The organism is Megamonas sp. Calf98-2 (genome assembly GCF_900110235.1).
GTDB classification, from domain to species: Bacteria; Bacillota; Negativicutes; order Selenomonadales; family Selenomonadaceae; genus Megamonas; species Megamonas funiformis.
The window spans coordinates 1-26,448 of record NZ_FOCY01000033.1 but is presented as its reverse complement, the minus strand read 5'-3'; the positions used below and the strand labels follow the sequence as shown (position 1 = coordinate 26,448).

Genomic DNA, 26,448 nt, shown 5'->3' with positions numbered 1-26,448 from the left:
CATCAACCTTCTTTGGAGAGATATAGTAAGACCTGCTATTTTAGTAGGCAAGTATCGTTTGTATCCAAAAATCCCCTGCCTTTAGGCATGGGGAGTATGTCAATAATTATTCCGTAAATAATTATCGCATATTCTGTTTATTTGTTATATCGGCAAAATTCTAATTTTTTTGTAGGAATTTTTCTGATAGCACTATAAAAAAAAACTTATAAAAAAATAGAGTAGAGAATCTATCTCTACTCTATTTAATAGCATATTTATTATTTACCTACAGCTAAAGCTGCTTTTACAAAGTCACGGAATAATGGTTGTGGATTATTTGGACGAGATTTTAATTCTGGATGGAACTGAGAAGCTACAAACCAAGGATGATCTTTTACTTCTACGATTTCTACAAGTCCATTATCTGGGCAAACACCAGCAATTACAAGACCAGCATCAGTGAGTTCTTGTTTAAATTCATTGTTGAATTCAAAACGATGACGATGACGTTCATGAATTAATTCACTGCCATAAGCTTCATAAGTTTTTGTACCTGGTGTTACTTTACATGGATAAGAACCAAGTCTCATTGTACCACCTTTATCTTCAACATTGATCTGAGAAGACATTAAAGCGATTACTGGATGATTTGTTTCTGGATTGAATTCAGAGCTATGAGCATCTTCCATACCACATACATGACGAGCAAATTCAATAACAGAACATTGCATACCAAGGCATAAACCTAAGAATGGGATTTTATTTTCACGAGCGTATTTAATTGCGGAAATTTTACCTTCAACACCACGATCGCCGAAACCACCTGGTACTAAGATACCTTTGCAACCTGCAAATACGTCGCTTAAATCAGTGCCTTCTTTTTCAATTTCTTCAGCGTTAACCCATTTGATTTTTACATCTGTAGAATTGTAGATGCCTGCATGATGTAATGCTTCTGTAACAGAAATATATGCATCTGGTAATTCTACATATTTACCTACAACAGCAATTTTTACTTTATTTGCAGGATTTTTAATGCGATGAACCATACGTTCCCATTCTTCCATATGAGCTGGGCGATAATCCATTTCTAATTTTTCAAGAACAATTTTATCAAGACCTTCTTTTTGCATCATTAAAGGTACTTCATAAATTGTAGAAGCTGTCATATTCTGGATAACTGCATCTGCATCTACGTCACAGAAAAGAGCTAATTTTTCTTTCATATCTTTAGAAAGTTCTTGTTCTGTACGGCAAACAAGAATATCTGGCTGAATACCAATGCTACGAAGTTCTTTTACGCTATGCTGAGTTGGTTTTGTTTTTAATTCGCCAGCAGCAGAGATAAATGGAATTAAAGTTACATGAATGTATAATACATCGTGTTTACTTACTTCTTTTTTAACCTGACGAATAGCTTCGAGGAATGGAAGACTTTCGATATCCCCTACTGTACCACCGATTTCAGTGATAACTACATCTGCATCATCATGAGCAGCAACGTCATATACACGTTGTTTAATTTCATTTGTGATATGTGGAATTACCTGAACAGTTTTACCGAGGTAATCACCACGACGTTCTTTATTTAATACAGACCAGTAAATTTTACCAGTAGTTACGTTAGAATTTTTTGTAAGATTGATATCAATAAAACGTTCATAATGTCCAAGGTCAAGGTCAGTTTCTGCACCATCTTCTGTTACGAAAACTTCACCATGCTGATAAGGACTCATAGTACCTGGGTCAATGTTAATATATGGGTCAAATTTTTGAATTGTTACTTTAATACCACGGCTTTTTAATAAACGACCTAAAGAAGCTGCTGTGATACCTTTACCTAAAGAAGAAACTACACCGCCAGTAACAAATATATACTTTGCCATTAAAAAAACTCCTCCTCTATATATCTAAATTATGCTTTATCTGTATCGTCTTGAATGCCTTCTAATAAAGAAGTACGACGTCTGTTGGACATTGCTTTCATTTTGCTAGTGCTAGAAGAACTACTAGAAACACTACTACGTTTTGTTTCTGGTGGATTCCATTCTACAAGACCCCACATACCATTACCTGTATGTTGAAAACGAGCGTCCATATTAATAAGTGTATATACTTCAGATATAGAAGCAGATAAGGACTGCACTGGTTTACATTTTTTCTCTATTACTTCTAAAATAAGGTCTTTAAAAAAGATAGGTTTATTAGCTAAATTTAAGATATAGTATGCTACATCTGTTTCTGAACTATGCAGAAAATCCATCAAGTATTTCCTCCCAATTATCATTTACATTAAAAATTATTACATTTTTTCTGGTGCATTAACACCTAAAATTGCAAGTGCATGAGCTAATACATATTTTACTGCTAAACAAAGAGCAAGTCTTGCTCCTGCTAATTTTGCATCTACACCTAAAATACGGCATTTATTATAGAAACTATGGAACATAGATGCTAAATCATGTACATATGTTGCAATACGATGTGGTGCTTTATTTTTAGCTGCTGTTGCAATTTCATCTGAATAAGATAATAACTTTTTAATTAAAGCAATTTCTGCTTCATCTGTCAATAAAGAAAGCTGTGGATTTTCAGTTGTTTCAATACCAGCTTCTTTCATTTGACGGAAAATACTACAAATACGAGCATAAGCATATTGAACATAGTATACAGGATTTTCATTAGATTGAGATTTTGCTAAGTTTAAATCAAAATCAAGCTGACTGTCTAAAGAACGCATGATAAAGAAGAAACGAGCTGCATCAGCACCTACTTCTTCGATTAATTCAGATAAAGTTACGCTTTGACCTGTACGTTTAGACATTTTTACAAGTTCACCATCACGATAGAGGCTTACCATTTGTAATAATAAAACTTCTAAATCATCAGCATTATAACCAAGTGCTGCCATTGCTGCTTTTACACGGCAAACATAACCATGGTGGTCAGCACCCCAAATATTGATGAGTTTATCAAATTTACGTTCAAATTTATTATCATGGTATGCAATATCTGCTGCTAAATAAGTAGGCACACCATTATCACGAATAACTACGCGGTCTTTATCATCACCATAAGCAGTGGATTTTAGCCATAAAGCACCATCTTGTTTATACATGTTGCCATTAGCTAAAAGTTTATCACAAACAGCATTAACAGCATCTGGATGAAGTGTTCTTTCACTGAACCATACATCAAAATGAACATTAAATGCAGCTAAATCTTCTTTTAATGCTGCTAATTTTTCTTTTAATGCTAATTCTTTAAAGATGGATAATCTTTCTTCATCAGACATATTTAAATATTTATCACCATCTTTAGCGATAATGCGTTTTGCTGTTTCAATGATGTCTTGACCATGGTAACCATTTTCTGGGAACTCTACTTCTTTACCCAATAATTCAAGATAACGAGCATTTACAGATAATGCCAAGTTATCAATCTGTTTACCAGCATCATTTATATAATATTCACTAGAAACATTATATCCTGCTGCACGCATAAGATTTACTAAAGCACTACCAAAAGCAGCTCCACGACCATGACCTACATGAAGTGGACCAGTAGGGTTAGCACTTACATATTCTACTTGAATTCTTGGTGTTTCTTGTTTTGGTAAATTACCATATTCACTGCCAGCTTTTAATAAATTAGCTAAAGCATCATAAATAACATCAGATTTTAAGTAAAAATTAATAAATCCAGGTCCTGCAATTTCTGTTTTTTCCAAAAAAGTAGCATCTAAACGGCTTACAATTTCTTCAGCAATTTTTCTTGGTGCTACATGAAAAACTCTAGCTGATTGCATAGCAATATTAGATGCGAAATCACCTAATTCTTTCTTTGGTGGTACTTCTAAAATAACAGTAGGTAACTGTCCTTCAGGAAGTGCCTGCTCAGCTATAGCTTTTGCAACTGCATCTTTGATGGCTTGTATAAGCAAATCTTTAGTATCCAATCAAAATCCTCCTAAGTTTTATATTTATCTCTATATTAATTGTATATTAGCAATATATCATTAGTAAACTCAATTTGCTGGCTCTAATCTAATCATAAGTTCATTATCACTTTGCCAACTATTATTTATATATAAAGCATAATCTATTTTTATAGTAGATTTCATGCCTGTAATTATTTCCAAACGATGTGTCTTTACCTTCATTTTTAAATTACCATAAGGTGTTATATAATCGCTTACACTTTCTTTTCCTTCGACAAAAACTTGCTGTTGTTGTACGCCACCAGTTCGCGTAAGCGTCAGGCTATTTTCCTGTATTTTCAACATCGTTGAAGTTTCTTTTTCTTCATTTAAATCTTTTTCTTTATAAATGACATACAAAATACCATTTTTTGTATAAGCATTAGCCAATGCCTTCATTTTTATTGTATTTTGTTTATCATTTTTTTGTTTACTGTTAATTTTAACAATAACTTTGTTCATTAAATAGATAATCTCCCTATAAACACATTAAGTTTTATTATAACTTAATCTTTATACCTTGCCAACTGTATTTAGAGAATTATCCTTTAAAAATAGCTGTAAATTTTTTAATCATCTTCACAGGGCGATAAGACTCTTTTGCTTTTCTTAAACCTTCAATACCCATATCCTCTTCACGATTGATATAAGTCATATCTTGCCAAGTATTAGCCACAAAAGCCTGATTTATTGCAGTATAAGCACCATTGACATCTGGATCAGCTTTTTCTACGTGAATAACAGCTGTATCTTCATTTAACTGCTCACCAAAAGTAAATGCCATTACTTTATTAACCAAAAATAATGCTCCACCTTTTAATTTTAACTGCTCAAAATTATTAAGCACTTCAATGATAGCATCTCGTTCAGCTCCGATAAATGGGTCATCAGGGGTAAGCGCTAAACGTTTTTTATACCAACCATTAATCGTTATCTTACATAATGTTATTATATCATTATTAATTGGCAAATATTTAGCTTCTGGATAATTTTTTCGGAAACTATTCAAATGATTTTTCTTAGAATGGAATTTTCTTCCTGATAAATTTATTAAATCTATAGCATTATAGACATAATCATCATCATCACGATTAGTTGAAAACTCAAATTCTCCATTAGGATAATTTTTTAATTCTTCAACGATATTTTCTTCTAAGCCAGAAAGTGTGAATTCTATATTCTTATCATTAAAATATGCTTTTAATTTATCAATAGCTTCAAATAATCTATCTTTTTTACAAAGTGGCTGAAGTGCAAATTCACTATCATGGAATTTAGCTTTGAAATATAAAATATCATCTTCAATACACCACATAATGTTATAAGCTTTGCGCCACATAAATAAATTTGTAAAATTCAAATGAGAATTTTCATGATAGTTTAATTTAAAAAAGCTATCTAATCTATCTTTATCATTTATAGTCAATTCATTAAAAATAATTGTAATCACCTTCTTTTTTTAATCTAAAGATACATTATAGCAAATTTTAATTATTTAAATCAAGAATTCTTATTTTTACTTTATAAATTATCTTTTTAAGCTAATAAAATATTTTTTGAAATTATTTTCATTTTACTATTTACATTTGTTCATTTATGAATTATAATGAACTTAAGAAATGAAACTTGAATTTTCTTTTAATTTTAAATTTTAATATTAAATAGATTAATAGGAGGATTTCATCATGATAAATTGTGATTTATTAGTAAAAAAAGCTTATGAAGGCCGTGCTAATGCTTACACTCCATATTCTAATTTTAAAGTAGGCGCTGCTGTACTCACTGAAGACGATACAATCTATACTGGTTGCAATATAGAAAACGCTTCTTACGGAGCTACTAATTGTGCTGAAAGAACAGCTATCTTCAAAGCCATTTCTGAAGGTCATCAAAAAATTAAAGCTATCGCCATTGTTGGTGTAGAAAATGATTACACTTATCCATGCGGTATCTGCCGTCAAGTAATTGTAGAATTTGCCACTAAAGATATAAAAATCATCTTAGGCAAAAATCCTACAGAATATATTGTAAAAACTATGGACGAAATCTTACCAGGTGCTTTCACTAAAGAAGATTTAAAAAAATAAAAATTATCCTCCATTAATATAAATAAATAATAAATATATGAAATAAACATCTAAAGGAGTATTTATAATGAACATCAATAAATTAATCGACCACACAGCTTTAAAACCTAATACAAATAAAGAAAGCATTTTAAAATTAATCGCTGAAGCTAAAACTTATGATTTTGCTTCCGTTTGCGTAAATCCTTGCTGGGTTGCACTTGCTCATCAGGAATTAAAAAATACAGATGTTAAAGTATGTACTGTAATCGGCTTCCCTCTTGGTGCTAATACTACAGAAGTAAAAGTTTTTGAAACTAAAGATGCTATTGAAAAAGGCGCTCAAGAAATTGATATGGTAATCAATATCGCAATGCTCAAAGATAAAGAATATGATTATGTAGAAAATGAAATTCATCAAATCGTAGAAGCTGCTAAAGATAAAGCTATCGTAAAAGTAATCATCGAAACTTGCTTATTAACTGATGAAGAAAAAATTAAAGCTTGCGAACTTTCCCAAAAAGCAGGTGCTGATTTTGTAAAAACTTCTACTGGTTTTTCCACTGGTGGTGCAACTGTTCATGACATCGCTCTCATGCGTAAAACAGTAGGAGCTGAAATGGGTGTAAAAGCTTCTGGTGGTGTTCATACTCATGAAGAAGCTCTTGCTATGGTAGAAGCTGGTGCTACTCGTATCGGTGCTAGTGCTGGCGTTAAACTTCTAAAATAAAAACACGGAGGATATCATCATGCAATATATTATTGGTGTAGCTGGACTTACCTTAGTTTTTGGTATGGCATTTATTGTCAGCAACGACCGCAAAAAAATAAAATATAGACCAATCCTTACCATGCTTATTCTCCAATTCGTTCTAGGATTTTTACTTTTGAATACATCTGCTGGTAATGTCTTAATCAGTACAATTGCTAACGGATTTACAGCACTTTTAAATTGTGCTAGAGAAGGTATAAATTTCGTTTTTGGTAGATTGGCTAATCCTGATGATCCTATCTTCTTTATGAGTGTTTTAATGCCTATCACATTTATCTCTGCTTTAATCGGTATCTTGCAACATTGGCATATATTGCCATTTATCATCAAATATATCGGTCTTGCTTTAAGCAAAGTAAATGGCATGGGCAAACTTGAATCCTATAATGCAGTGGCTTCCGCTATTTTAGGTCAATCAGAAGTATTTATCTCCGTAAAAAAATTACTCGGACCTTTGCCACCTAATCGTTTATATACTTTATGTGCTTCTGCAATGTCCACAGTTTCTATGTCCATCGTTGGAGCATATATGGTAATGATTGAACCAAAATATGTAGTTACAGCTCTCGTTTTAAATCTCTTTGGTGGATTTATAATCGCTTCCATTATAAATCCCTATGCAGTTAAACCTGAAGATGATATTCTAGTAGTAGCAGAAACTAAAAGACAATCTTTCTTTGAAATGCTCGGTGAATATATCTTAGACGGTTTTAAAGTCGGCGTTATTGTATGTGCTATGCTAATCGGTTTCGTTGGCATTATCACATTAATCAACAATGTATTTTTAGGAATTATTGGTATTTCTTTCCAAGAAATCCTAGGTTATTTATTCTCACCATTTGCCTTTTTCATGGGAATTCCAATGGCAGAATGTGTGGATGCTGCTAGCTTAATGGCTACTAAAATAGTTGCTAATGAATTTGTAGCTATGATGCAACTTTCCAGTGGTACAGTTATTCTCTCTGCAAAAAGCGTAGCTATTGTATCCATCTTCTTAGTATCCTTTGCTAATTTCTCCTCTATTGGTATTATTGCAGGTGCAGTTAAAGCCCTCAATGAAGAAAAAGGTAATGTAGTAGCTTATTTCGGACTTAGATTGTTATATGGTGCAACATTAGTTAGCATTTTAAATGCTACAATTGTAGGCTTAATAATTTAAAGTTAGGTGATACTATGAACAACATTAAAAAATTTAAACGCATTCATGTTATAGTTATGGACTCCGTTGGCATTGGCGAAACTCCTGATGCTGATAAATTTGACGATATTGGTGCAAATACACTTTTGCATATTTCCACAGCTAAAAATGGTTTAAACGTACCAAATCTTGAAAGATTAGGTCTTTCTAATATATATAAACTCAAAGGCGTAAATACTGTTCATCCATCTCTTGGATATTATACAAAAATGCAAGAAGCTTCTTGCGGTAAAGATACAATGACAGGTCATTGGGAAATGATGGGACTTTATATTGATAAACCTTTCCAAGTCTTCCCTGATGGTTTTCCTAATGATTTAATTGCTCAAATTGAAAAATTCTCCGGTAGAAAAATCGTTGGTAACTGCCCTGCAAGCGGTACAGAAATCATCAAACAATACGGAGAACATCAATTAAAAACTGGTGATTTAATCGTTTATACTTCAGCTGACTCTGTACTTCAAATTGCAGCTCATGAAGAAATCATACCGCTTGAAGAACTCTATCGCATTTGTCAATTCTGTAGAGATATCACTCGCGAAGGCAAATACCAATTAGGCAGAATTATCGCTCGTCCTTATGTTGGTACTTGCAAAGAAGATTTCACTCGTACATCTAATAGACATGATTATGCCCTAAAACCTTTTGGCAAAACTGTAATGAATAGCCTTCAAGAAGCAAACTTAGCTTCTATAGCTATCGGCAAAATAAGTGATATCTTTGATGGTGAAGGCGTTACAAAAGCAATCCGCACAGTTTCCAATATGGACGGTATGGATAAATTTATAAATATTTTAGATGAAGACTTCACAGGTCTCAGCTTCACAAATCTTGTAGATTTCGATGCTAAATTCGGTCATCGTCGCGACCCTATTGGTTATGGTGATGCTCTTGAAGAATTTGATGCTAGATTAAACGAAGTTTTTGCAAAAATGCATGATGAAGATTTACTCTTAATCACTGCTGACCATGGCAATGACCCAACATATAAAGGCACTGACCACACTCGCGAATATGTGCCATTATTAATCTATAGTAAACAATTAAAAAATTATGGTAGCCTTCCTATCAGAAAAACATTTGCTGACTTAGGTGCTACTATTGCGGATAACTTCTCTATTGAAATGCCACAACATGGGCAATCATTTTTAAACGACTTACAATAATTTGAGAAAAGGAACGGTGCTTATTTATGCGTATGGTAGATATTATTGAAAAAAAACGTGATGGACAAGAATTAACAACTGCTGAAATTAATTTCTTCATTGAAGGATATACAAAAGGTGAAATTCCTGATTATCAAGCAAGTGCTTTAGCTATGGCTATTTATTTCCAAGATATGAATGACCGTGAACGCGCTGATTTAACTCGTGCAATGGTAGAATCTGGAGATACTATCGACCTTTCTGCTATTGATGGAGTAAAAGTAGACAAACATTCCACTGGTGGTGTAGGTGATACTACTACACTCGTATTAGCTCCACTTGTTGCTTCCCTTGGTGTTCCTGTAGCTAAAATGTCCGGACGTGGATTAGGTCATACTGGTGGTACAATCGATAAATTAGAATCTATCGCAGGCTTCCATGTAGAACTCACTCGTGAACAATTCATTGATTTAGTAAATAGAGATAAAGTTGCAGTTATTGGACAAAGCGGTAACTTAACTCCAGCAGATAAAAAATTATATGCACTCCGCGATGTAACTGGTACAGTAAATTCTATTCCTCTTATCGCAAGCTCTATCATGAGTAAAAAAATCGCAGCTGGTGCTGACGCAATCGTTTTAGACGTAAAAACTGGCGATGGCGCTTTCATGAAAACTCAAGAAGATGCAGAAAAACTCGCTCACGCTATGGTACGCATCGGTAATCATGTAGGCAGAAAAACAATTGCTATCATCTCTGACATGTCTCAGCCTTTAGGCTTTGCTATTGGTAATGCTTTAGAAGTAAAAGAAGCTATCGAAACACTTCAAGGCAAAGGTCCAAAAGATTTAACTGAACTTGTTTTAACTTTAGGTAGCCAAATGGTAATCCTTGCAGGTAAAGCAAAAACTAGCGAAGAAGCAAAAGAAATGCTTTTAGATGCAATTCACAGTGGAAAAGCTTTAGCTAAATTCAAAGAATTCTTAGCAAATCAAGGTGGAGATGCTTCTATCGTTGATGATTTAACAAAATTACCACAGGCAAAATATAAAATTGAATTACCAGCAAAACAATCTGGCTATATTTCCAGAATGGTGGCTGATGAAATCGGTGTTGCTTCCATGATTTTAGGTGCAGGACGTGCTACAAAAGAAGATGTAATCGATTTAGCAGTTGGTCTTGTACTTCATAAAAAAGTTGGCGATAAAGTAGAAGAAGGCGAATCTATTCTCACTATCTACAGCAATCGTGAAAATGTTGAAGACGTAAAACAAAAATTATACGACAATATCTTTATCGCAGATACAGCTACAGCTCCAACATTAATTCATACAGTTATCACTGAATAAATAACCCCTAAAAAAAGACTGCTATGGGCATATATCCCAATAGCAGTCTTTTTTATTAAATATTTCCAACTAATTCAATACTAGGTTTTAATGTTTTAGCACCTGGTTTCCATCTTGCAGGACAAACTTCGCCACCATGTTTAGCTACGAATTGAGCAGCTTCTACACGGCGAAGCAATTCATCAGCATTTCTGCCAACGCTTCCCATGATTACTTCATAAGCTACAATTTTACCTTCTGGATTTACGATAAAGCTACCTCTTTCTGCAATACCATCATCTTCAATCATCACATCAAAAGCTCGTGCTAATAATCCTGTTGGATCTGCAAGCATTGGATATTTAATTTTCTTGATAGTATCAGATGCATCATGCCATGCTTTATGCACAAAATGAGTGTCGCAAGATACACTGTAAATTTCACAATCTATATTTTTAAAATCAGCATATTTATCAGCTAAATCTTCAAGTTCAGTCGGACAAACAAAAGTAAAATCAGCAGGATAAAAGAAAAATACTGACCATTTTCCTAAAACATCAGCCTTTGTTATTTCGCGAAACTCACCATCAACAAAAGCCTGAACTTTAAAATCAACGATTTCTTTATTAATTAATGACATCTAACTATCCTCCATTTAAATAATATTTTCTAATTGATAATAATTATTATTTTATGTTAATATAATATCATTTTATTTTCTATTAGTCAATAATAATTATCATTATCTTTTATAAAATAAAAAAAGAGATATTAATAATTAAATTAACTATTAATATCTCTAAACAAAATATATTATTATTACTTATTATTTTAAACCAGTAATTACGCTAAATGTTTTTTCTTCATCAGGTTGTAACATAAGTAGACTGCCAGCTTTTTTTGCTGCTAAAAATCCTTCTGGTCTACATGTTCCTGGAATGATACAAGAAGATACTTGCTGTTCTGGTGTGTACATAATCCAACGTGTACCATATTTAAAATCTTTAGTTGAAAATTGTGTTTTAAAACCATAACCTTCTGGAGAATTAATTTCTACTATAGCTTCGTCTGTATATTTATCAAGTCTATCAGCTAAAAATACTACTTCTGTGTTATATAAATCAGGATTTTCTAATTTAGTCAAAGTTTTTCCTTCAACTTGTGCTTTTTTTATTTCATCAGTATAGTCAAACCATTCTTTTGTAGGTTTTATATGACTAGGAATACTTTCGCGCAATTTAAAAGCTTCATCTGGTATATTAGCTTTGAATTCACCTTTATCCACATAATGGTGGTTTATATGACACATATATTGTAGTGGCATTTCTACGCTTGTAAGATTTTTTACTTGCATACTGATTTTTATATTTGTAGCATTTGCTTTCAAACTTACACTGGGTCTAGCTAAATATTTAAAACCAAAACCTTGGCAATATTCATATTCACCGCCAATAATAACTTCATCTTCACTAAATTCAATCCATGTAGCATCTAAATCAGCACAACAAAATTCACCATGCATTGGATGTGTATCTTCACTTGATGGACAACCATTAGCTAAAAGACCTGAATGAAAAGCAAAACAACCATAAGTATCTAAAATATTATTCACTTTTCTTGGTCTGGAAAACATATTTTTCATGGTTAAATCAATACCATCAAATTCAACTCGCCAAATCATCTGTCCCATATAAGGAAGAACAATTATTTTACCACGAGAATTTGTTACTTCTATTGCTTCTACGTCTGAACTGTATTTAAATAAATTTACTTTAAATTCATCATTTTCCATGATAGTTTTTGCATTTTCAGCAAAGAAACCACGCTGTAAATATATTTTTGTATTCATAAATTAACCCTCTTTATTTTCAAGTTTCATTTTGTAATAGAAATACCAACCTATATAAGCAAAGCAGAAGAAATTAACAATAAAGGAAAATTGCATAGAACCTACCATGTCGGATACAAAACCTTGTACAGCTGGCATGAAAGCACCACCGATGATAGACATTACAATTATTGCACCTGCAGTTTCTGTATATTTTTTCTCTACAGATTTCAATGTTTCAGCATAAATAGTTGCCCAGCAAGGTCCAAGTAAAATACTGATAGCTACTGCTGCATAAATAGCTGTTAAATTTGGAATAAATGCTACATATAAAATTAAAATACAACCAATAATAGAATAAGCTAATAAAACTTTATTTACAGAGAACTTAGTCATCAAGAAATTAGCAATAAATTTACCAACGAAGAAACAAACAAAGCTAATTACCATGAAATCTGCTGCCATACGTTCATTAATATGAGGCATTAAATCTAAAGCTAAACGAATAGTAAATGACCAAACTGCAACTTGCATACCTACATATAAGAATTGAGCTATAATACCTTTTTTGAATAAGCTATTACCAGAAAGATATTTTAAAGTTTCGCCTAAAGTTACTTTTGGCGTATTCTGATTATTTGCTACTTCTTTTACTTTACATTTTGGATATTTAGTAATTAAGAATAAAATAAAAATAGCTACTAAAATACAAATCATAATTTTATAAGGCTCTAAAGTATGTTGTAACATCTGTAATCTGAATAAATGAATTTGATCTGGAGTCATTTGAGCCATCTGACTTGCTAAACTTTCACCTTCTTGGAAAACTAAATATTTACCAAGTAAAATACCAGATGCTGAACCAATTGGCTGGAATGTTTGGCTAATATTTAAGCGAAGTGTTGCATATTTACGAGGGCCAAGCATAGTACTATAAGTGTTAGAAGCTGTTTCCAAGAAACCAAGACCAATAGCAATGGAGAAAATAGCTACTAAAAACATAGTGTAAGTTGCCATCATAGAAGCTGGGAAAAATAAACTACAACCACCGATATAGAAAATTAAACCAATCATAATTGCTAATTTATATGTAGTTTTACGAATAACTACAGATGCTGGTATGGAAATTAAGAAATACCCACCATAAAAAGCACTTTGTACTAAAGCACTAGCAAAATCGCTCAAAGTAAAAACTGATTTAAATTGCGTAATCAAAATATCATTTAAACTAGCTGCCGCACCCCAAAGTGCAAATAAACAAGATAATAACACAAATTGAAATATTGGGGTCTTATTCAAATAACCATCATCATACTGAATTAATTTACTGCTTTCTGTCATTTTTAACTCTCCTTCAAATTAATCATAAATCTAAAAAAACTTAACCTAAAAAATAAATTATAAATCTTCCTCCTAGCCATTTTTATTCTTTATTATGCCTAATCACTTTTAATAAAACGTTTTACTAAAAATTATAAAATAAAATATATATCTAAAAATATGATATATATTTAAATAAAACGTTTTACTAAAACTCAAACCAAAATTTACATTCATATAATAACATGTATATTTCAGTAAGTCAATATTTTCTAAAAATTTTTATTCTACATTAAATTAAAACAAATACCCCACATAAATAAAAATGTGAGGTCTTAATATTAAAATATAATATATGCTATCGCTAAGGATAATACTGTAGAAGCTGCCATAGATACTAATCCTGGGATTAAATAACTATGGTTAAAGCCGAAACGACCAATTTTAGTTGTACCTGTACGGTCAAAAGCAACACAACTAATTTGAGCACCACCTGGTATGATGAATACTGCACAAGTTGCTGGAATAAGACCAATTAATATTTCTGCTGGCAATCCTAAGGATACACCAATTGGCATCAATGCTACAGCTGTTGCTGCTGGACTGTATAATACCATAGAAGTAACAAATAACATTGCACCAAAAAGCATAGGATATTGTATCAATGTTTGAGCAAATACATCTGTGATAAATTTTAAATGTGTAGCAAAAAATGTATCAGTCATCCAAGAAATACCTAAAATACCCACTGCTCCAATAAGACCAGATTTAAATACAGAACCAGAGTCTAATTTATCTCTAGGTACACGACAAACTACCATAATGATAGCACCAGTAGCAAGCATCATAATTTGTAATAAAGTTGGTACAGAAATAGGTTTTCCACCTGGACCAATATTTGGCAATAAATCAGGATGAGAAGTCATTCCCACAATGATAGCAATAGCTAATAAGAAAATAACTACAGATACTTTTGCGGATGTAGTAGCATTTTGTGTATCTCTTTCCAAAACATAATCTTCTTGGAATTGACCTGTAGCTACACGACGTTTAAATTCTGGATCATCAGCAAGTTCTGCTCCACGTTTGTACACGAATAAACAACCTACTAATACCCCAATCAAACATGCAGGCACTGTAACTGCAAGTAAACTAAGTGGAGTAACACCGATTGGTGCTGTAATTGCAATCATAGCCGCAGCAATCGCACTTGTAGGACTAGCACAAACTGCCATATTAGATGCAATAACTGACATAGACATAGCACGTTCTGGACGAACTTTTGCATTAATCGCAATTTCTGCAATAACTGGATATACAGAAAATGCTACATAAGAAGTACCACAAATAACTGTGAAAATATATGATACTAATGGGCCTAAAAAAGTAATAGCACTAGGTTTTTTACGAAGAATTTTTTCAGCCATGGATATCATATAATCAAGACCGCCTGCACCTTGTAATAAAGATACACATGTAATAACAGTCATAATGATGAATACTACGCTTGTTGGCATTTCTCCTACTGGAAGACCAAAACCTAAAGTCAAAATAGCAAGACCAAAACCACCTGCTACACCAAGACCAATACCACTAAAGCGTCCACCGATAGCTAAACAGATAACAATAACTGCTAATTCTAACCAAAAGCTAAAAATGAAAATCAACCCCTTTTTTATTTTTAGATAATACTATGTAGGTATTATTTTTACCCAAAACAAAAGTATGCAATTTACTCTTTGAATAAATTGCATACTTTTATTTTATATTATATCATAATTTTTAAAATTTATAAATAACTATATTATTCTTTATTATATTTAGACAAAAACTCTTTTACTTGATCTTTTGTTGGATATGATATTTGTGTACCTTTTTTTGTTACACTTAATGCAGCAAAAGCACTAGCTTCTTTCATAGAAAGCATTACATCATTATTTTTTACATAACAACTAGCAAAACATCCAATAAAAGCATCACCTGCGCCTGATGTATCTACAGCATTAACCTTAAAAGATTTTAAATACTGACAATTTTCTTTTGTAACCCACATAGCACCACGAGATCCCATTGTTACTATTACATTTTTTAATCCTTTATTAACTAAATATTCTGCTGCATTTTTTATTTCATCATCAGTATTTACTGGCATATCAGTTAATATAGCTAATTCAGTTTCATTTGGTACAAAAAATTCACACTTACAAGCTTCTTCAATATCTAAATCTTTAGTTGCTGGAGCTGGATTTAATAGAACAGGTATATTATATTTTTTACCAAAATTAATTGCATAATATACAGTTTCTAAATTTATTTCTAATTGTAAAATAATTAAACTACATTTTTTTAATTCTTCACTTGCTCTATCAATATCAGATGGTAATAAATACTTATTTGCCCCTTTTACAATAATAATTCTATTTTGTCCTGATTCATCAACAAAAATAGGAGCTACTCCACTTGACAAACCTTTTACTTTTTCTACATATTTAGTATCTATTCCTAATTTATCAAAATTTTTAATAGTATTATCCGCAAAAATATCATCACCAACTTTAGTCATCATCAACACATCAGCACCATATTTAGCTGCTGCTACCGCTTGATTTGCTCCTTTACCTCCACATCCTATAGAAAAATTTGGTGCTTCTACAGTTTCTCCTGCTACTGGCATTTTATTTATATAAGATATTAAATCTACCATATTTGAACCAATTACTGCTATTTTCAAAATTCTCACCTCATATTATATAAAAATAATATTTATTTTAAACCTGTTAATACTGAAAATTCTTTTTCTTCATTTGGTTGTACCATTACTAATGTATTAGCTTTCTTTGCAGCTAAAAAACCTTCTGGTCTACAAGTTGCCGGTAAAACAAATGCTGATACTTGTTGATCTCCATTATATAAAATCCATCTAGTTGCACTAGTAAAATCTTTTGTAGAAAATTCTGTTTTAAAACCATATCCTTTTGGAGAATCAATTTCAAAAACAGCTTTTTCTCCATATTTATATATATCATCTGCCATAAAAACTATTTCAGGATCATACATATCTGCTTGTTCTAATTTTGTTAAAGTTTTATTATTCTTTTGCATTTCTTTTATTCTATTATTATATTCAATCCATTTTTTAGTTGGCTTTACATGAGCTGGAATTGTTTCACGTAATTTAAAAGCACTATCCGGAATATTAGATGAAATTTCTCCATTTTCTACATAAGCATAATTCATGTGACACATATATTGCAGTGGCATTTCTATACTTGTAAGATTCTTTACTTTCATATTTATATTAAAACATGTTTCGTCTGCTTTTAATGTAACACTTGGTTGAGCAATATAATGATACCCAAAACCTTGACAATATTCATATTCACTAACTATAGTAACTTCATTATTATTTATTTCAATCCAAACTTTATCCATATCTGCACAAGAAAATTCTCCATGCATAGGATGTGTATCTTCTGGAGAAGGACAACCATTTGATAATAATCCTGAATGAAAAGCAAAACAACCATAAGTATCTACTATACATTTTGCTTTTTTAGGTTGATTAAACATATTCTTCATAGTTAAATCTATGCCATTAAACTTTGCATCCCAAATAATTTGTCCCATATATGGTAATAATGTAATATAACCTTTTTTATTTTCTAATGTTAAACCCTCTATTCCAGAAGGATATTTAAATATTTTAATATTAAAATATTCATTACTTAAAATTACTTTATCTTCACTTGTAAACCATTCTTTATTTAAAAAAATTATAGTTTTCATAATACCTTATGTCACTCCTTTAATAATCTTTATTCACTCTTCATTTTTTTATAAAAATATCCTCCTACATAAGCAAAACAGAAAAAGTTTACAATAAATGATAACTGCATTGAACCTAACATATCTGACACTAAACCTTGAATTGCTGGCACACAAGCTGCACCAATAATTGCCATTACCAATATCGCTCCAGCAGTTTCTGTATATTTTTCTTCTACAGATTTTAAAGTTTCAGCATAAATAGTAGCCCAACAAGGTCCCATTAAAATACTCATTGCAACTGCAGCATATACAGCAGTAAAACTTGGTACAAAAGAAATATATAAAATTAACATACAACCAATTACTGAATATACAACTAATACTTTATTTACTGAAAATTTTGTCATTAGGAAGTTAGCTACAAATTTACCAATAAAGAAACAAGCAAAACTCATTACCATAAAATCAGCTGCCATACGTTCATTTATGCTATGATCTAAAGTTAATGCTAATCTAATTGTAAATGACCAAATAGCTACTTGCATACCTACATAAAGAAATTCAGCTAAAATTCCTTTTTTAAATTTACCATTTTTTGATAAATATTTTAATGTTTCATAAATTCCTGTTCTATTTTTCTTAGAAGTATCTACAGTTTTTACTTTACATTTTGGATATTTAGTTAATAAAAATAAGATAAATACAGCTATTAAAACGAAAATCATTACACGATATGGCTCTAATGTGTGTTGTAACATTTCTAAACGAAAAATATGAATCTGTTCTGGTGTCATTGAAGCCATTTGAGCTGATAAACTATCTCCATCTTGGAATACTAAATATTTTCCTAATAAAATACCTGATGCCGCTCCTATAGGATAAAATGTTTGGCTAATATTTAAACGTAATGTTGATTTATCACGTGGTCCTAACATAGTACTATAAGTATTAGAAGCTGTTTCTAAGAAACCCAATCCTATTGCTATTGAAAATACTGCAAATAAAAACATAGTATATGTAGCCATATGTGATGCTGGGAAAAATAAACTACATCCTACAATATAAAATAAAAGTCCACATAAAATTGCTGTCTTATAACTTGTTTTTCTAATAACTATTGAGGCTGGTATAGAAATTAAAAAATATCCACCATAAAAAGCACTTTGTACTAATGCACTAGCGAAATCACTTAACGTAAATACTGATTTGAATTGTGTAATTAATATATCGTTTAAACTTGCAGCAGCACCCCATAATGGAAATAAACATGATAACAAAATAAATTGAAAAATTGGTGTTCTGTTTAAATACCCATCGTCATATTGAATCAACTTATTATTCTCATTATTCATAATATTCACCTCATTATTTATTTTATGAGGTTATCAAGAGAAAAATAACCTCATAAATACTTTATTATCCTTCCACAATTTTTACACCATTACTTGTTCCAATACGAGTAGCTCCTGCCTTTATCATTGCATCAGCATCTTCTCTAGAACGAACTCCACCAGAAGCCTTTACGCCCATTTGTTCACCTACAGTTTCTCTCATTAATCTAATATCTTTAACAGTAGCACCATCTGTAGAAAAACCTGTTGATGTTTTTACAAAATCAGCACCTGCTGATTTAGATAATTTACAAGCCATAATTTTTTCTTCATCAGTTAACAAACATGTTTCAATAATAACTTTTGTTAAAGCTTTTGATTTTGCAGCCTCTACTACAGCTCTTATGTCATTTTCTACAGCAATATAATCTTTATCTTTTAACACTCCCACAGGAATAACCATATCTACTTCAGTTGCACCATTTTCGATAGCATTTTTAGTTTCAAATACTTTTACCTCTGTTGGTGTAGCACCTTGTGGAAAACCAATAACTGTACAAACTTTTACATTTGTATCTTTTAACTGCTCAGCTGCATATTTTACCCAAATAGGACTTACACATACAGACATAAAATTATATTTTTTAGCTTCTAAAAGTAATTTATCCAAATCTTTCTTTTGAGCATCTGTTTTTAATAATGTATGATCTATCATTTTTGCATAATCCATAATTTTTCCTCCTAAATACTAGCTAGCTCTTCTTTCTGAAATTATGATAACATTTTTATGAACAAAAGTAAATAGATTTAGAAAAATTTTTCATTATTTTTTTTACATAATTTCAACATATGTAAACTAATAAAAAAAACTCACATTAATTTTATTTTAATTAATGTGAGTTTTTTATTAGTTTTCTATTTTAATAATTCTTGTGCTGTATATTGATCTGTAATTAAAATATTAGCAATTTCACCAACTAAAGTTGCTTTTATTGCTGAAATTTTACGTTTACTTCCGGCTACTAAAACACGTTTTTCCTTTTCTTTCAAATCCTCTAGTTTTATTCCTACTGTACGTTCATCTAATTCTTTATCACAAATATTACCCTGAGCATCAATAAATCTTGAACAGATATCACCCACTGCTCTATTTTGTATAATATCTCTATCTTTTTTATCAATATAACCCAATCTAAATAATAAAGCGTCATTTTTTACAGTACCTACTGTAAAAACAGCAATATTAGCCTGTCGTCCCAAATCTAAAATCTTTTTAATATGTTTATCTTTTTCAATTAATTCTTTTATCTGTGCAGTATCAAACATTACTGGAAGCGGTAAGTATCGTCCTACTGTAGAAAACGCTTCTGAAAATAATTCTACTACTTCGTAAGCGTATGTATTGCTTTGTGAATGACTTATCCCACCCTTTAATTGTACAATCTGCACGCCTTTTAATGCTTTATGTTTTAAATTTAAAGCCATATTATAGATAGTAGTTCCCCAACTTACACCAATAATATCGCCATCTTTAACTATTTCATATAAATAATCGGCTGCTTTCATACTTATGGATTTTTTAATTTCATTTGTCGTATTTAAAGGCGCATAAGCAATCTTTACCACATCTAAATTATACTTTTCACATAAGGCTTCTTCTAAGGAGCTGTTATCTTCTATAGGGTCAGCTATATTTATCTGCACAAAACCTTTTTCTTTTGCATATTGCAACAATCTTGATACTGTAGGTCTTGATAGATTTAATTTATTGGCTATCTGTTGTTGGCTATAATCTGATTTATAATAAAGCTTGGCAACATCAATGCTAAGTCTATCCTTATTTTGTTCCATTAATTACACCCCCTTTATATTATATTAAACTGCAAAATTAGCATTTATATCTTAACATATAAAAAATAAAAGAAAAAGCCCACAACCAGAAAGATTGTGAGCTTTGTATTCTCTTTGATAATCGTATGTGATTAACGTTTGGAGAACTGGGATGCTTTACGAGCTTTTTTGAGACCGTATTTACGACGTTCTTTTTCACGTGGGTCACGTGTTAAGAATCCAGCTTTTTTAAGAGCAGGACGAAGTTCAGCATCGAGTTCTAATAAAGCACGGGAAATACCGTGACGAATAGCACCAGCCTGACCGGAAGGGCCACCACCCTGAACGTTAGCGATAACATCATATTTATCAGCTGTTTCAGTTAAGTTAAGAGGCTGTTTAACGATTAAATCTAAAGTTTTAATGCCGAAATATTCATCAATATGACGGCCATTGATTACAACGTTGCCTTCACCTGGAACCAGACGAACTCTAGCAACTGAAGTCTTTCTGCGGCCTGTGCCGTAGTAGGATACTGCCATTATATTGTTCCTCCTTCCAAGTATTATCTAATATTTAATTCCAAAACTTCTGGTTTCTGAGCAGCATGTGGATGTTCTGGGCCAGCATAAACATTAAGTTTTCTGTACATCTGTGCACCTAATTTATTTTTAGGAAGCATACCACGAACAGCCATTTCTACAACTTTCTCAGGCTGTGTTGCGAGCATTTTCTGAGGAGTTGTAAAAGTTGTGCCTCCTGGATATCCAGAATGACGGAAATAAGTTTTATCAGTTAATTTTTTACCGCTGAATACCACTTTATCAGCATTAACTACGATGACAAAATCACCAGTGTCAACATGTGGTGTGAATGTTGGTTTATGTTTACCGCGAAGTACTTTTGCAACTTCAGCAGCTAATCTACCTACTGTCTGGCCTTCTGCATCAACTACGTACCATTTACGTTCAACGTTAGCAGCGTTTGCCATGAATGTTGTTTTCACTTGTATATCCCTCCCTGTACAATTTTCAACTATTTAATATTGAATCTTTTTTCTCAATAGATGTCCTTTGCACGGTTCCGGGGCTAGTGGAAGCCGTCATCGAACGTCACACGAAGATATTTTAAAGTAAATGACTTCTAAAGTCAAGTATTTTCTTAAATAAATTTTACAATATTTTTATTGCAGTTTAATAAAAGTCTTACAACTTTGCACTTAAAGCTATATAATGTTCTAATTTTTTTATATAGCTTTGAGCCAATTTACTTAAATGATTGTATTTATTATAAATATAGCCCACACAGATTTTTTCATCACTATCAAGTGGAATGGCAATTATATTTGTACCATTTAAATCTTCACTCAATACACCTGTAGATATCGTATAGCCATTTAAGCCTATAGCTAAGTTAAATAAAGTCGCTCTATCACTAACATAAATATTTTTACGATGAGATATTGTTGAATGTATCTCTTCGGCAAAATAAAAAGAATTATAAATTCCCTGCTCAAAAGAAAGACATGGATATGGTTCTAAATCTGCAAAAGTTACAATATCTTTATTGGCCAATGGATGCTTTGCTGATAAAAATACATGAGGATTAGCCGTAAATAATTCTTTAAAACATAAATCATTTTCCTGGAGTATTTTACGTATTACTTGTTCATTAAATTTACTCAAATACAATACACCAATCTCACTACGCATATTTTTTACATCATCAATGATTTCATGTGTTTTCGTTTCTCTCAACGTAAAATCATATTCATCTTGAGCATATTCTTTAATTAAATTTACAAAAGCATTCACAGAAAAAGCATAATGTTGCGTAGATACAGCTAATAATCTTCGTGCTGGCTTATCTTTATGATAACGCTGTTCCAATAATTCAGTTTGCTCAATAATCTGTCTTGCATAACCTAAAAATTCCTGTCCACTAGAAGATAAAGTTACACCTTTATTAGTGCGAATGAAAATCTCAATTTCCAACTCTTTCTCTAATTCTTTAACAGCATTTGATAAACTAGGTTGAGAAACAAATAATTTTTGAGCTGCTAAATTCATTGAACCACAATTTACAATTTCTATAATGTATTTTAATTGTTGTAAAGTCATACTCTTCCTTTACTCCTATTTTTTAATTATTAACGCACTTTCGGCAAACTCAAATGATAGTAAATACCTATCATACGCAAGAAAAATACTACAAAAAAGGATATAGGTGATGCTAAATACCAATAATCATCGCCTATAATTGCTATAAGATAAAATACTATTCCTCCAATTATAGACGGCAATGCATATATTTCTTCTTGTAATACTGAAGGTATTCTTTGCGCTAATACATCACGAATAATACCGCCACCTACAGCCGTTATCAATCCCAAAGTAATAGCAAATATTGGATATTCTGGATAAGCGTTAAAACCTATAGTAGTTCCTGTAACAGTAAATGAAGCCAATCCTAAAGCATCTGCTAATAAATACATTTTACGAAGTTTTCTTCTCGATACATATCGTAAAATCTGTTTGCGATAAATCAAAAAGATTATTAATGTAGTAATTACTGTCAATAATATATATATTGATGTCTTAAACGAATTGGGCGGAATATTTCCCACCAAAACATCACGAATAATACCGCCACCAATAGCAGTACTCAATGCTAACACTAACATACCAAAAATATCCATTTTTCTTGATACCCCTACCAATGCACCTGAAATAGCAAAAGCAATTGTTCCTGCAATCTCAAAAAAAGTCCATAAAAAAATCATAACTATCCACCTTTTATTTTAATAATCTATTATTTTATCATATTCATCTAACACCATTTTCAATTTTTTAATATCATCTTTATCATTTAATTCGTGCATTTTTCTATGACAATTAGGACATAATGCTACTACATTATCTATCGTATCTGTTCCACCTTTTGATAACCATTTCAAATGATGAGCTTCTAAATATGGTTTATTATTTTTTGTATAAAAAGGTGCTTTTTCTCCACATAATTGACAAAACCCATCTGCTCTTAATTTCGCATATTCTGCTATATATGGATCTCTAATATATGTAGTCGTTTTTATTGTTCTATATGATGTTTTAACATTATTTTTTTCTTTTACAAGTCTCTCTAAATTTTTTCTAGACATTTTTTTATTTCTTTTATTTTATTTTCATAACAAATATCATATACGCTACTATCTATTATATCTTCACTATCAATAATAATTAAAGGAAATATCCATACAGTTCGCTCATTATTATTTTTATCTAATTGTATCTCTTGATAAGGTTCTTTACAAAGTTTTACCATACCACGATATATATATTCTTTTGCCTTAAATACTTCAAATAAATGAACATCTACTCCGTTTTTATTAGACTCTGCCAATGTTTTATTTTGACGATAATTTAACTCTTGATCACCTTCTAATCCCATACCTGTATAGTGCAGTTCATTGCCATAATATTTATCATCATATAAACCTTTTGTATGATCTGAAATAATGACTAAAACATTATTTTTATTACTCTTTCTCATTCCGCCAGAATTTGCCACACTAAATTCTTTCATTAATTCATTATTTGTCAAAAATTGTCCAGCTCTTAATGATGTTTTAAAACGCATATTCTCACCTCATTTTATCTTCATAATATATTCAATCTTCTTCATAAAAATTTATTTTACTAAAAATTTTTCCTATTTCCAACTACTAAAAATTATTACTATTTTACTAATTTATTTAAATTATTATCTAAAAATACCATTCTAATATATAATATCTATATACATATTTTTATTCAAAGGAGGTTTTATTATGCCAATTTATCAATTAAAAATTAGTCAATTATTTTTTGTCTTACTCACTTTTTGTTTTATTTTTATACCAAATTCTGCATGGGCTATACAAAAAGATATCGTCATCTTATACACCAATGATGTTCACTGTGGTATTGAAGATAATCTAGGATATACTAAATTAGCTCAATACAAAGAAGATGTACAACAAGATACACCATATATTGCTTTAGTCGACGCAGGTGATGCCATTCAAGGTGCTCCTATCGGCAAATTATCCACTGGCGAAGCTATCATCAATATTATGAATGAAATAGGCTATGACTTTGCTATTCCTGGCAACCATGAATTTGATTATGGTATGGATAGATTTCTCGCTTTAAACGACAAATTATCTTGCGGTTATTTTAGTTCTAATTTAGTAAATACAATTACAGGAAAAAATTTATTGCCAGCTTATAAAATTTTCCAATTCGATGATAAAAAAATAGCTTTAATCGGTGTTACAACGCCTGAAACACTCAATTCTTCTACACCAGCTTATTTTCAAGACGATAAGGGAAATTTTATTTATTCCTTTAATGAAGACGCTACTGGCAAAAAATTATATACTAATATCCAAAAGACTGTAGATACAGTGAAAAAACTCGGCGTAGATTATGTCTTTTTAGTAGCTCATCTAGGTATGAATGGCATCACACCTCGCTGGAGTAGCCTTGCTGTAGCTCAAAATACACAAGGTATTGACGCTATCATTGATGGTCATTCTCATGAAGTCATTCCTACTTTTATAACTAAAAATAAACAAGGAAAAAATGTTCTCATCACTCAAACAGGCACTAAACTTCAAAATATCGGTAAATTGACCATCACACCACAAGGTAAAATCTCCACTGAATTAATCAATGATTTAACAAAAACCAATCAAAAAACTACCGACTTAATCAATGAAGAAAAGAATAAATATGCACCTTTGCTCAATCAAATAATCGGAACAAATACAGTAAAACTCACCACTAACGATCCTAATACTAATACACGCTTAGTCAGAAATAGCGAAACAAATCTCGGTGATTTTGTAACTGATGCTTATAGAATAGTTTTAAGTACTGATGTAGCAATCTGCAATGGTGGAGCAATCCGCAATGAATTACCTATGGGCGATTTTTCCTATAATGATATTTTGACAACGTTTCCATTTGGCAATATGTGTGTAGTCCTAGAAATCACAGGACAACAACTCTTAGACGCTTTAGAAATGGGTGCTATCCGCTATCCTGAAGAATTTGGTGGATTTATGCAAATCTCTGGTGCTACTTATACGATTAATAGTAAAATCCCATCATCTGTAATAACTGATGAAAAAGGTAATTTCATAAAAATAGATGGTGCTTATCGTGTTCAAGACGTAAAAATAAATGGTAAAGATTTAGATTTAAATAAAAAATATACCATTGGTGGAACTTCTTATATTTTGAAATTCGCTGGCAACGGTATGACAATGTTCAAAGACAGCCCTATACTTCAAAATGAAGAACTATCCGAAACAGATGTAATTATCGAATACATTCAAAATTATCTTAATGCCACTATCGGCAATGAATACGCCAATCCATATGGTCAAAATCGCATAACAATCATCAAATAAGAAAAGGGCTTCTCTTTTAAATGATTTTCATTAAAGCGAAGCCCTTTTTCATTAATAATAAATTTACTTAATTTTTATATATGATAAATTGTCAATCCAAGTGCGACACTTCTTTTAAAAATAAATTAAATGGATTATCCCAATTTAAACATTTTCTTGGTCTACTATTTAATAGTATTAATTTTTCTATTAAATCATCATTAGATATTTTTCCTAAATCTGTTTTCTTTGGATAATATTCTCTTAATAACCCATTTGAATTTTCGTTACTACCTCTTTGCCATGCTGCATAAGCATCTGCAAAATATACTTTTATATTTAATTTTTCTACTTCTTTGTAACATGCAAATTCTTTCCCTCTATCTGTTGTAAATGTTTTTAATGCCTTTTTTGGTAGTACTTTCACTAACTTTTTTATTGCTTTTAGCATTGATGATGCTGTT

At 31.3% G+C, this 26,448-nt stretch carries 27 protein-coding genes; 6 read left to right on the top strand and 21 right to left on the bottom strand.

Annotated features, from left to right (window positions below):
- Positions 1-260 precede the first annotated feature (260 nt).
- The 5 genes from BMX03_RS09475 to BMX03_RS09455 all read right to left on the bottom strand — a co-directional run bounded on the left by BMX03_RS09475 (position 261) and on the right by BMX03_RS09455 (position 5,411).
- Positions 261-1,868 (bottom strand): CTP synthase, encoded by a 1,608-nt coding sequence (locus tag BMX03_RS09475; protein ID WP_008538677.1) that lies wholly within the window; start codon positions 1,866-1,868, stop codon positions 261-263.
- Between the two features lie 29 nt (positions 1,869-1,897).
- Complete coding sequence (rpoE, locus tag BMX03_RS09470; RefSeq protein WP_008538678.1) at positions 1,898-2,245, bottom strand: DNA-directed RNA polymerase subunit delta; 348 nt, start codon at positions 2,243-2,245, stop codon at positions 1,898-1,900.
- A 39-nt stretch (positions 2,246-2,284) separates the two neighbouring features.
- Complete coding sequence (argS, locus tag BMX03_RS09465) at positions 2,285-3,940, bottom strand: arginine--tRNA ligase (RefSeq protein ID WP_091695085.1); 1,656 nt, start codon at positions 3,938-3,940, stop codon at positions 2,285-2,287.
- 69 nt (positions 3,941-4,009) lie between these two features.
- Positions 4,010-4,423, bottom strand: coding sequence for a YwiB family protein (locus BMX03_RS09460; protein ID WP_008538680.1), 414 nt, complete (start codon positions 4,421-4,423; stop codon positions 4,010-4,012).
- Positions 4,424-4,502: 79 nt separating this feature from the next.
- Positions 4,503-5,411, bottom strand: a complete 909-nt coding sequence (locus BMX03_RS09455) for a DUF2156 domain-containing protein (protein WP_051081843.1) — start codon at positions 5,409-5,411, stop codon at positions 4,503-4,505.
- A gap of 235 nt (positions 5,412-5,646) precedes the next feature.
- Between BMX03_RS09455 and BMX03_RS09450 the strand changes: the two genes are divergently transcribed.
- The 5 genes from BMX03_RS09450 (at position 5,647) to BMX03_RS09430 (ending at position 10,491) form a co-directional block, all read left to right on the top strand.
- Positions 5,647-6,048 carry a cytidine deaminase gene (locus BMX03_RS09450; RefSeq protein ID WP_084764838.1) on the top strand — a complete coding sequence of 134 codons (402 nt, stop codon included), beginning with the start codon at positions 5,647-5,649 and terminating at the stop codon, positions 6,046-6,048.
- 67 nt (positions 6,049-6,115) lie between these two features.
- On the top strand, positions 6,116-6,757 hold the full coding sequence (gene deoC, locus BMX03_RS09445) for a deoxyribose-phosphate aldolase (protein WP_008538684.1): 642 nt from the start codon (positions 6,116-6,118) through the stop codon (positions 6,755-6,757).
- A gap of 19 nt (positions 6,758-6,776) precedes the next feature.
- Positions 6,777-7,958: a NupC/NupG family nucleoside CNT transporter gene (locus BMX03_RS09440; RefSeq protein WP_091695081.1), complete on the top strand. Its 1,182-nt coding sequence runs from the start codon at positions 6,777-6,779 to the stop codon at positions 7,956-7,958.
- Between the two features lie 14 nt (positions 7,959-7,972).
- Positions 7,973-9,163, top strand: a complete 1,191-nt coding sequence (gene deoB / locus BMX03_RS09435) for a phosphopentomutase (RefSeq protein WP_091695078.1) — start codon at positions 7,973-7,975, stop codon at positions 9,161-9,163.
- Positions 9,164-9,189: 26 nt separating this feature from the next.
- Positions 9,190-10,491 carry a pyrimidine-nucleoside phosphorylase gene (locus BMX03_RS09430; RefSeq protein WP_075555225.1) on the top strand — a complete coding sequence of 434 codons (1,302 nt, stop codon included), beginning with the start codon at positions 9,190-9,192 and terminating at the stop codon, positions 10,489-10,491.
- A gap of 55 nt (positions 10,492-10,546) precedes the next feature.
- Here BMX03_RS09430 and ahpC read toward each other — a convergent pair whose 3' ends face one another.
- From ahpC to BMX03_RS11290, 15 genes are all read right to left on the bottom strand, one after another.
- Positions 10,547-11,110, bottom strand: coding sequence for an alkyl hydroperoxide reductase subunit C (ahpC, locus tag BMX03_RS09425; protein ID WP_008538688.1), 564 nt, complete (start codon positions 11,108-11,110; stop codon positions 10,547-10,549).
- Between the two features lie 186 nt (positions 11,111-11,296).
- Positions 11,297-12,319: an aldose 1-epimerase family protein gene (locus BMX03_RS09420; RefSeq protein ID WP_091695075.1), complete on the bottom strand. Its 1,023-nt coding sequence runs from the start codon at positions 12,317-12,319 to the stop codon at positions 11,297-11,299.
- A 3-nt stretch (positions 12,320-12,322) separates the two neighbouring features.
- The gene (gene fucP, locus BMX03_RS09415) at positions 12,323-13,639 is read right to left on the bottom strand and encodes an L-fucose:H+ symporter permease (protein WP_015562806.1); all 1,317 of its coding nucleotides are present in this window, start codon (positions 13,637-13,639) and stop codon (positions 12,323-12,325) included.
- A gap of 320 nt (positions 13,640-13,959) precedes the next feature.
- A complete protein-coding gene (locus tag BMX03_RS09410) occupies positions 13,960-15,285 on the bottom strand; it encodes an anaerobic C4-dicarboxylate transporter family protein (RefSeq protein ID WP_091695072.1) in 1,326 nt (441 codons plus the stop codon).
- Positions 15,286-15,422: 137 nt separating this feature from the next.
- Positions 15,423-16,349: a ribokinase gene (gene rbsK, locus BMX03_RS09405; protein WP_075555222.1), complete on the bottom strand. Its 927-nt coding sequence runs from the start codon at positions 16,347-16,349 to the stop codon at positions 15,423-15,425.
- A 32-nt stretch (positions 16,350-16,381) separates the two neighbouring features.
- Complete coding sequence (locus BMX03_RS09400; protein ID WP_091695069.1) at positions 16,382-17,404, bottom strand: aldose 1-epimerase family protein; 1,023 nt, start codon at positions 17,402-17,404, stop codon at positions 16,382-16,384.
- Between the two features lie 29 nt (positions 17,405-17,433).
- Positions 17,434-18,738, bottom strand: coding sequence for an L-fucose:H+ symporter permease (gene fucP, locus BMX03_RS09395; RefSeq protein WP_075555220.1), 1,305 nt, complete (start codon positions 18,736-18,738; stop codon positions 17,434-17,436).
- A 64-nt stretch (positions 18,739-18,802) separates the two neighbouring features.
- Positions 18,803-19,447, bottom strand: a complete 645-nt coding sequence (deoC, locus tag BMX03_RS09390; RefSeq protein WP_015562811.1) for a deoxyribose-phosphate aldolase — start codon at positions 19,445-19,447, stop codon at positions 18,803-18,805.
- A gap of 185 nt (positions 19,448-19,632) precedes the next feature.
- Positions 19,633-20,568, bottom strand: a complete 936-nt coding sequence (locus BMX03_RS09385; protein ID WP_015562812.1) for a sugar-binding transcriptional regulator — start codon at positions 20,566-20,568, stop codon at positions 19,633-19,635.
- Positions 20,569-20,699: 131 nt separating this feature from the next.
- A complete protein-coding gene (gene rpsI / locus BMX03_RS09380) occupies positions 20,700-21,092 on the bottom strand; it encodes a 30S ribosomal protein S9 (protein ID WP_091695066.1) in 393 nt (130 codons plus the stop codon).
- A gap of 20 nt (positions 21,093-21,112) precedes the next feature.
- Positions 21,113-21,553: a 50S ribosomal protein L13 gene (rplM, locus tag BMX03_RS09375; RefSeq protein WP_019000111.1), complete on the bottom strand. Its 441-nt coding sequence runs from the start codon at positions 21,551-21,553 to the stop codon at positions 21,113-21,115.
- Between the two features lie 199 nt (positions 21,554-21,752).
- Positions 21,753-22,667 (bottom strand): LysR family transcriptional regulator, encoded by a 915-nt coding sequence (locus BMX03_RS09370; protein ID WP_022228044.1) that lies wholly within the window; start codon positions 22,665-22,667, stop codon positions 21,753-21,755.
- Between the two features lie 29 nt (positions 22,668-22,696).
- Positions 22,697-23,329, bottom strand: a complete 633-nt coding sequence (locus tag BMX03_RS09365; protein ID WP_015562815.1) for a trimeric intracellular cation channel family protein — start codon at positions 23,327-23,329, stop codon at positions 22,697-22,699.
- An 18-nt stretch (positions 23,330-23,347) separates the two neighbouring features.
- Entirely contained in the window at positions 23,348-23,707 is a 360-nt protein-coding gene (locus tag BMX03_RS11295) for an HNH endonuclease (RefSeq protein ID WP_218138535.1), read from the bottom strand.
- Positions 23,689-24,186: an SRA domain-containing endonuclease gene (locus tag BMX03_RS11290; protein WP_218138534.1), complete on the bottom strand. Its 498-nt coding sequence runs from the start codon at positions 24,184-24,186 to the stop codon at positions 23,689-23,691. Before BMX03_RS11290 ends, BMX03_RS11295 begins: the two co-directional genes overlap by 19 nt.
- A 190-nt stretch (positions 24,187-24,376) precedes the next feature.
- On the opposite strand from BMX03_RS11290, the gene BMX03_RS09355 reads away from it, so the two are divergent.
- Positions 24,377-26,005, top strand: coding sequence for a bifunctional metallophosphatase/5'-nucleotidase (locus BMX03_RS09355; RefSeq protein ID WP_091695063.1), 1,629 nt, complete (start codon positions 24,377-24,379; stop codon positions 26,003-26,005).
- 91 nt (positions 26,006-26,096) lie between these two features.
- Here BMX03_RS09355 and BMX03_RS09350 read toward each other — a convergent pair.
- A partial coding sequence (locus tag BMX03_RS09350) for an IS30 family transposase (RefSeq protein WP_143052087.1) occupies positions 26,097-26,448 on the bottom strand: 352 nt, incomplete at its 5' end.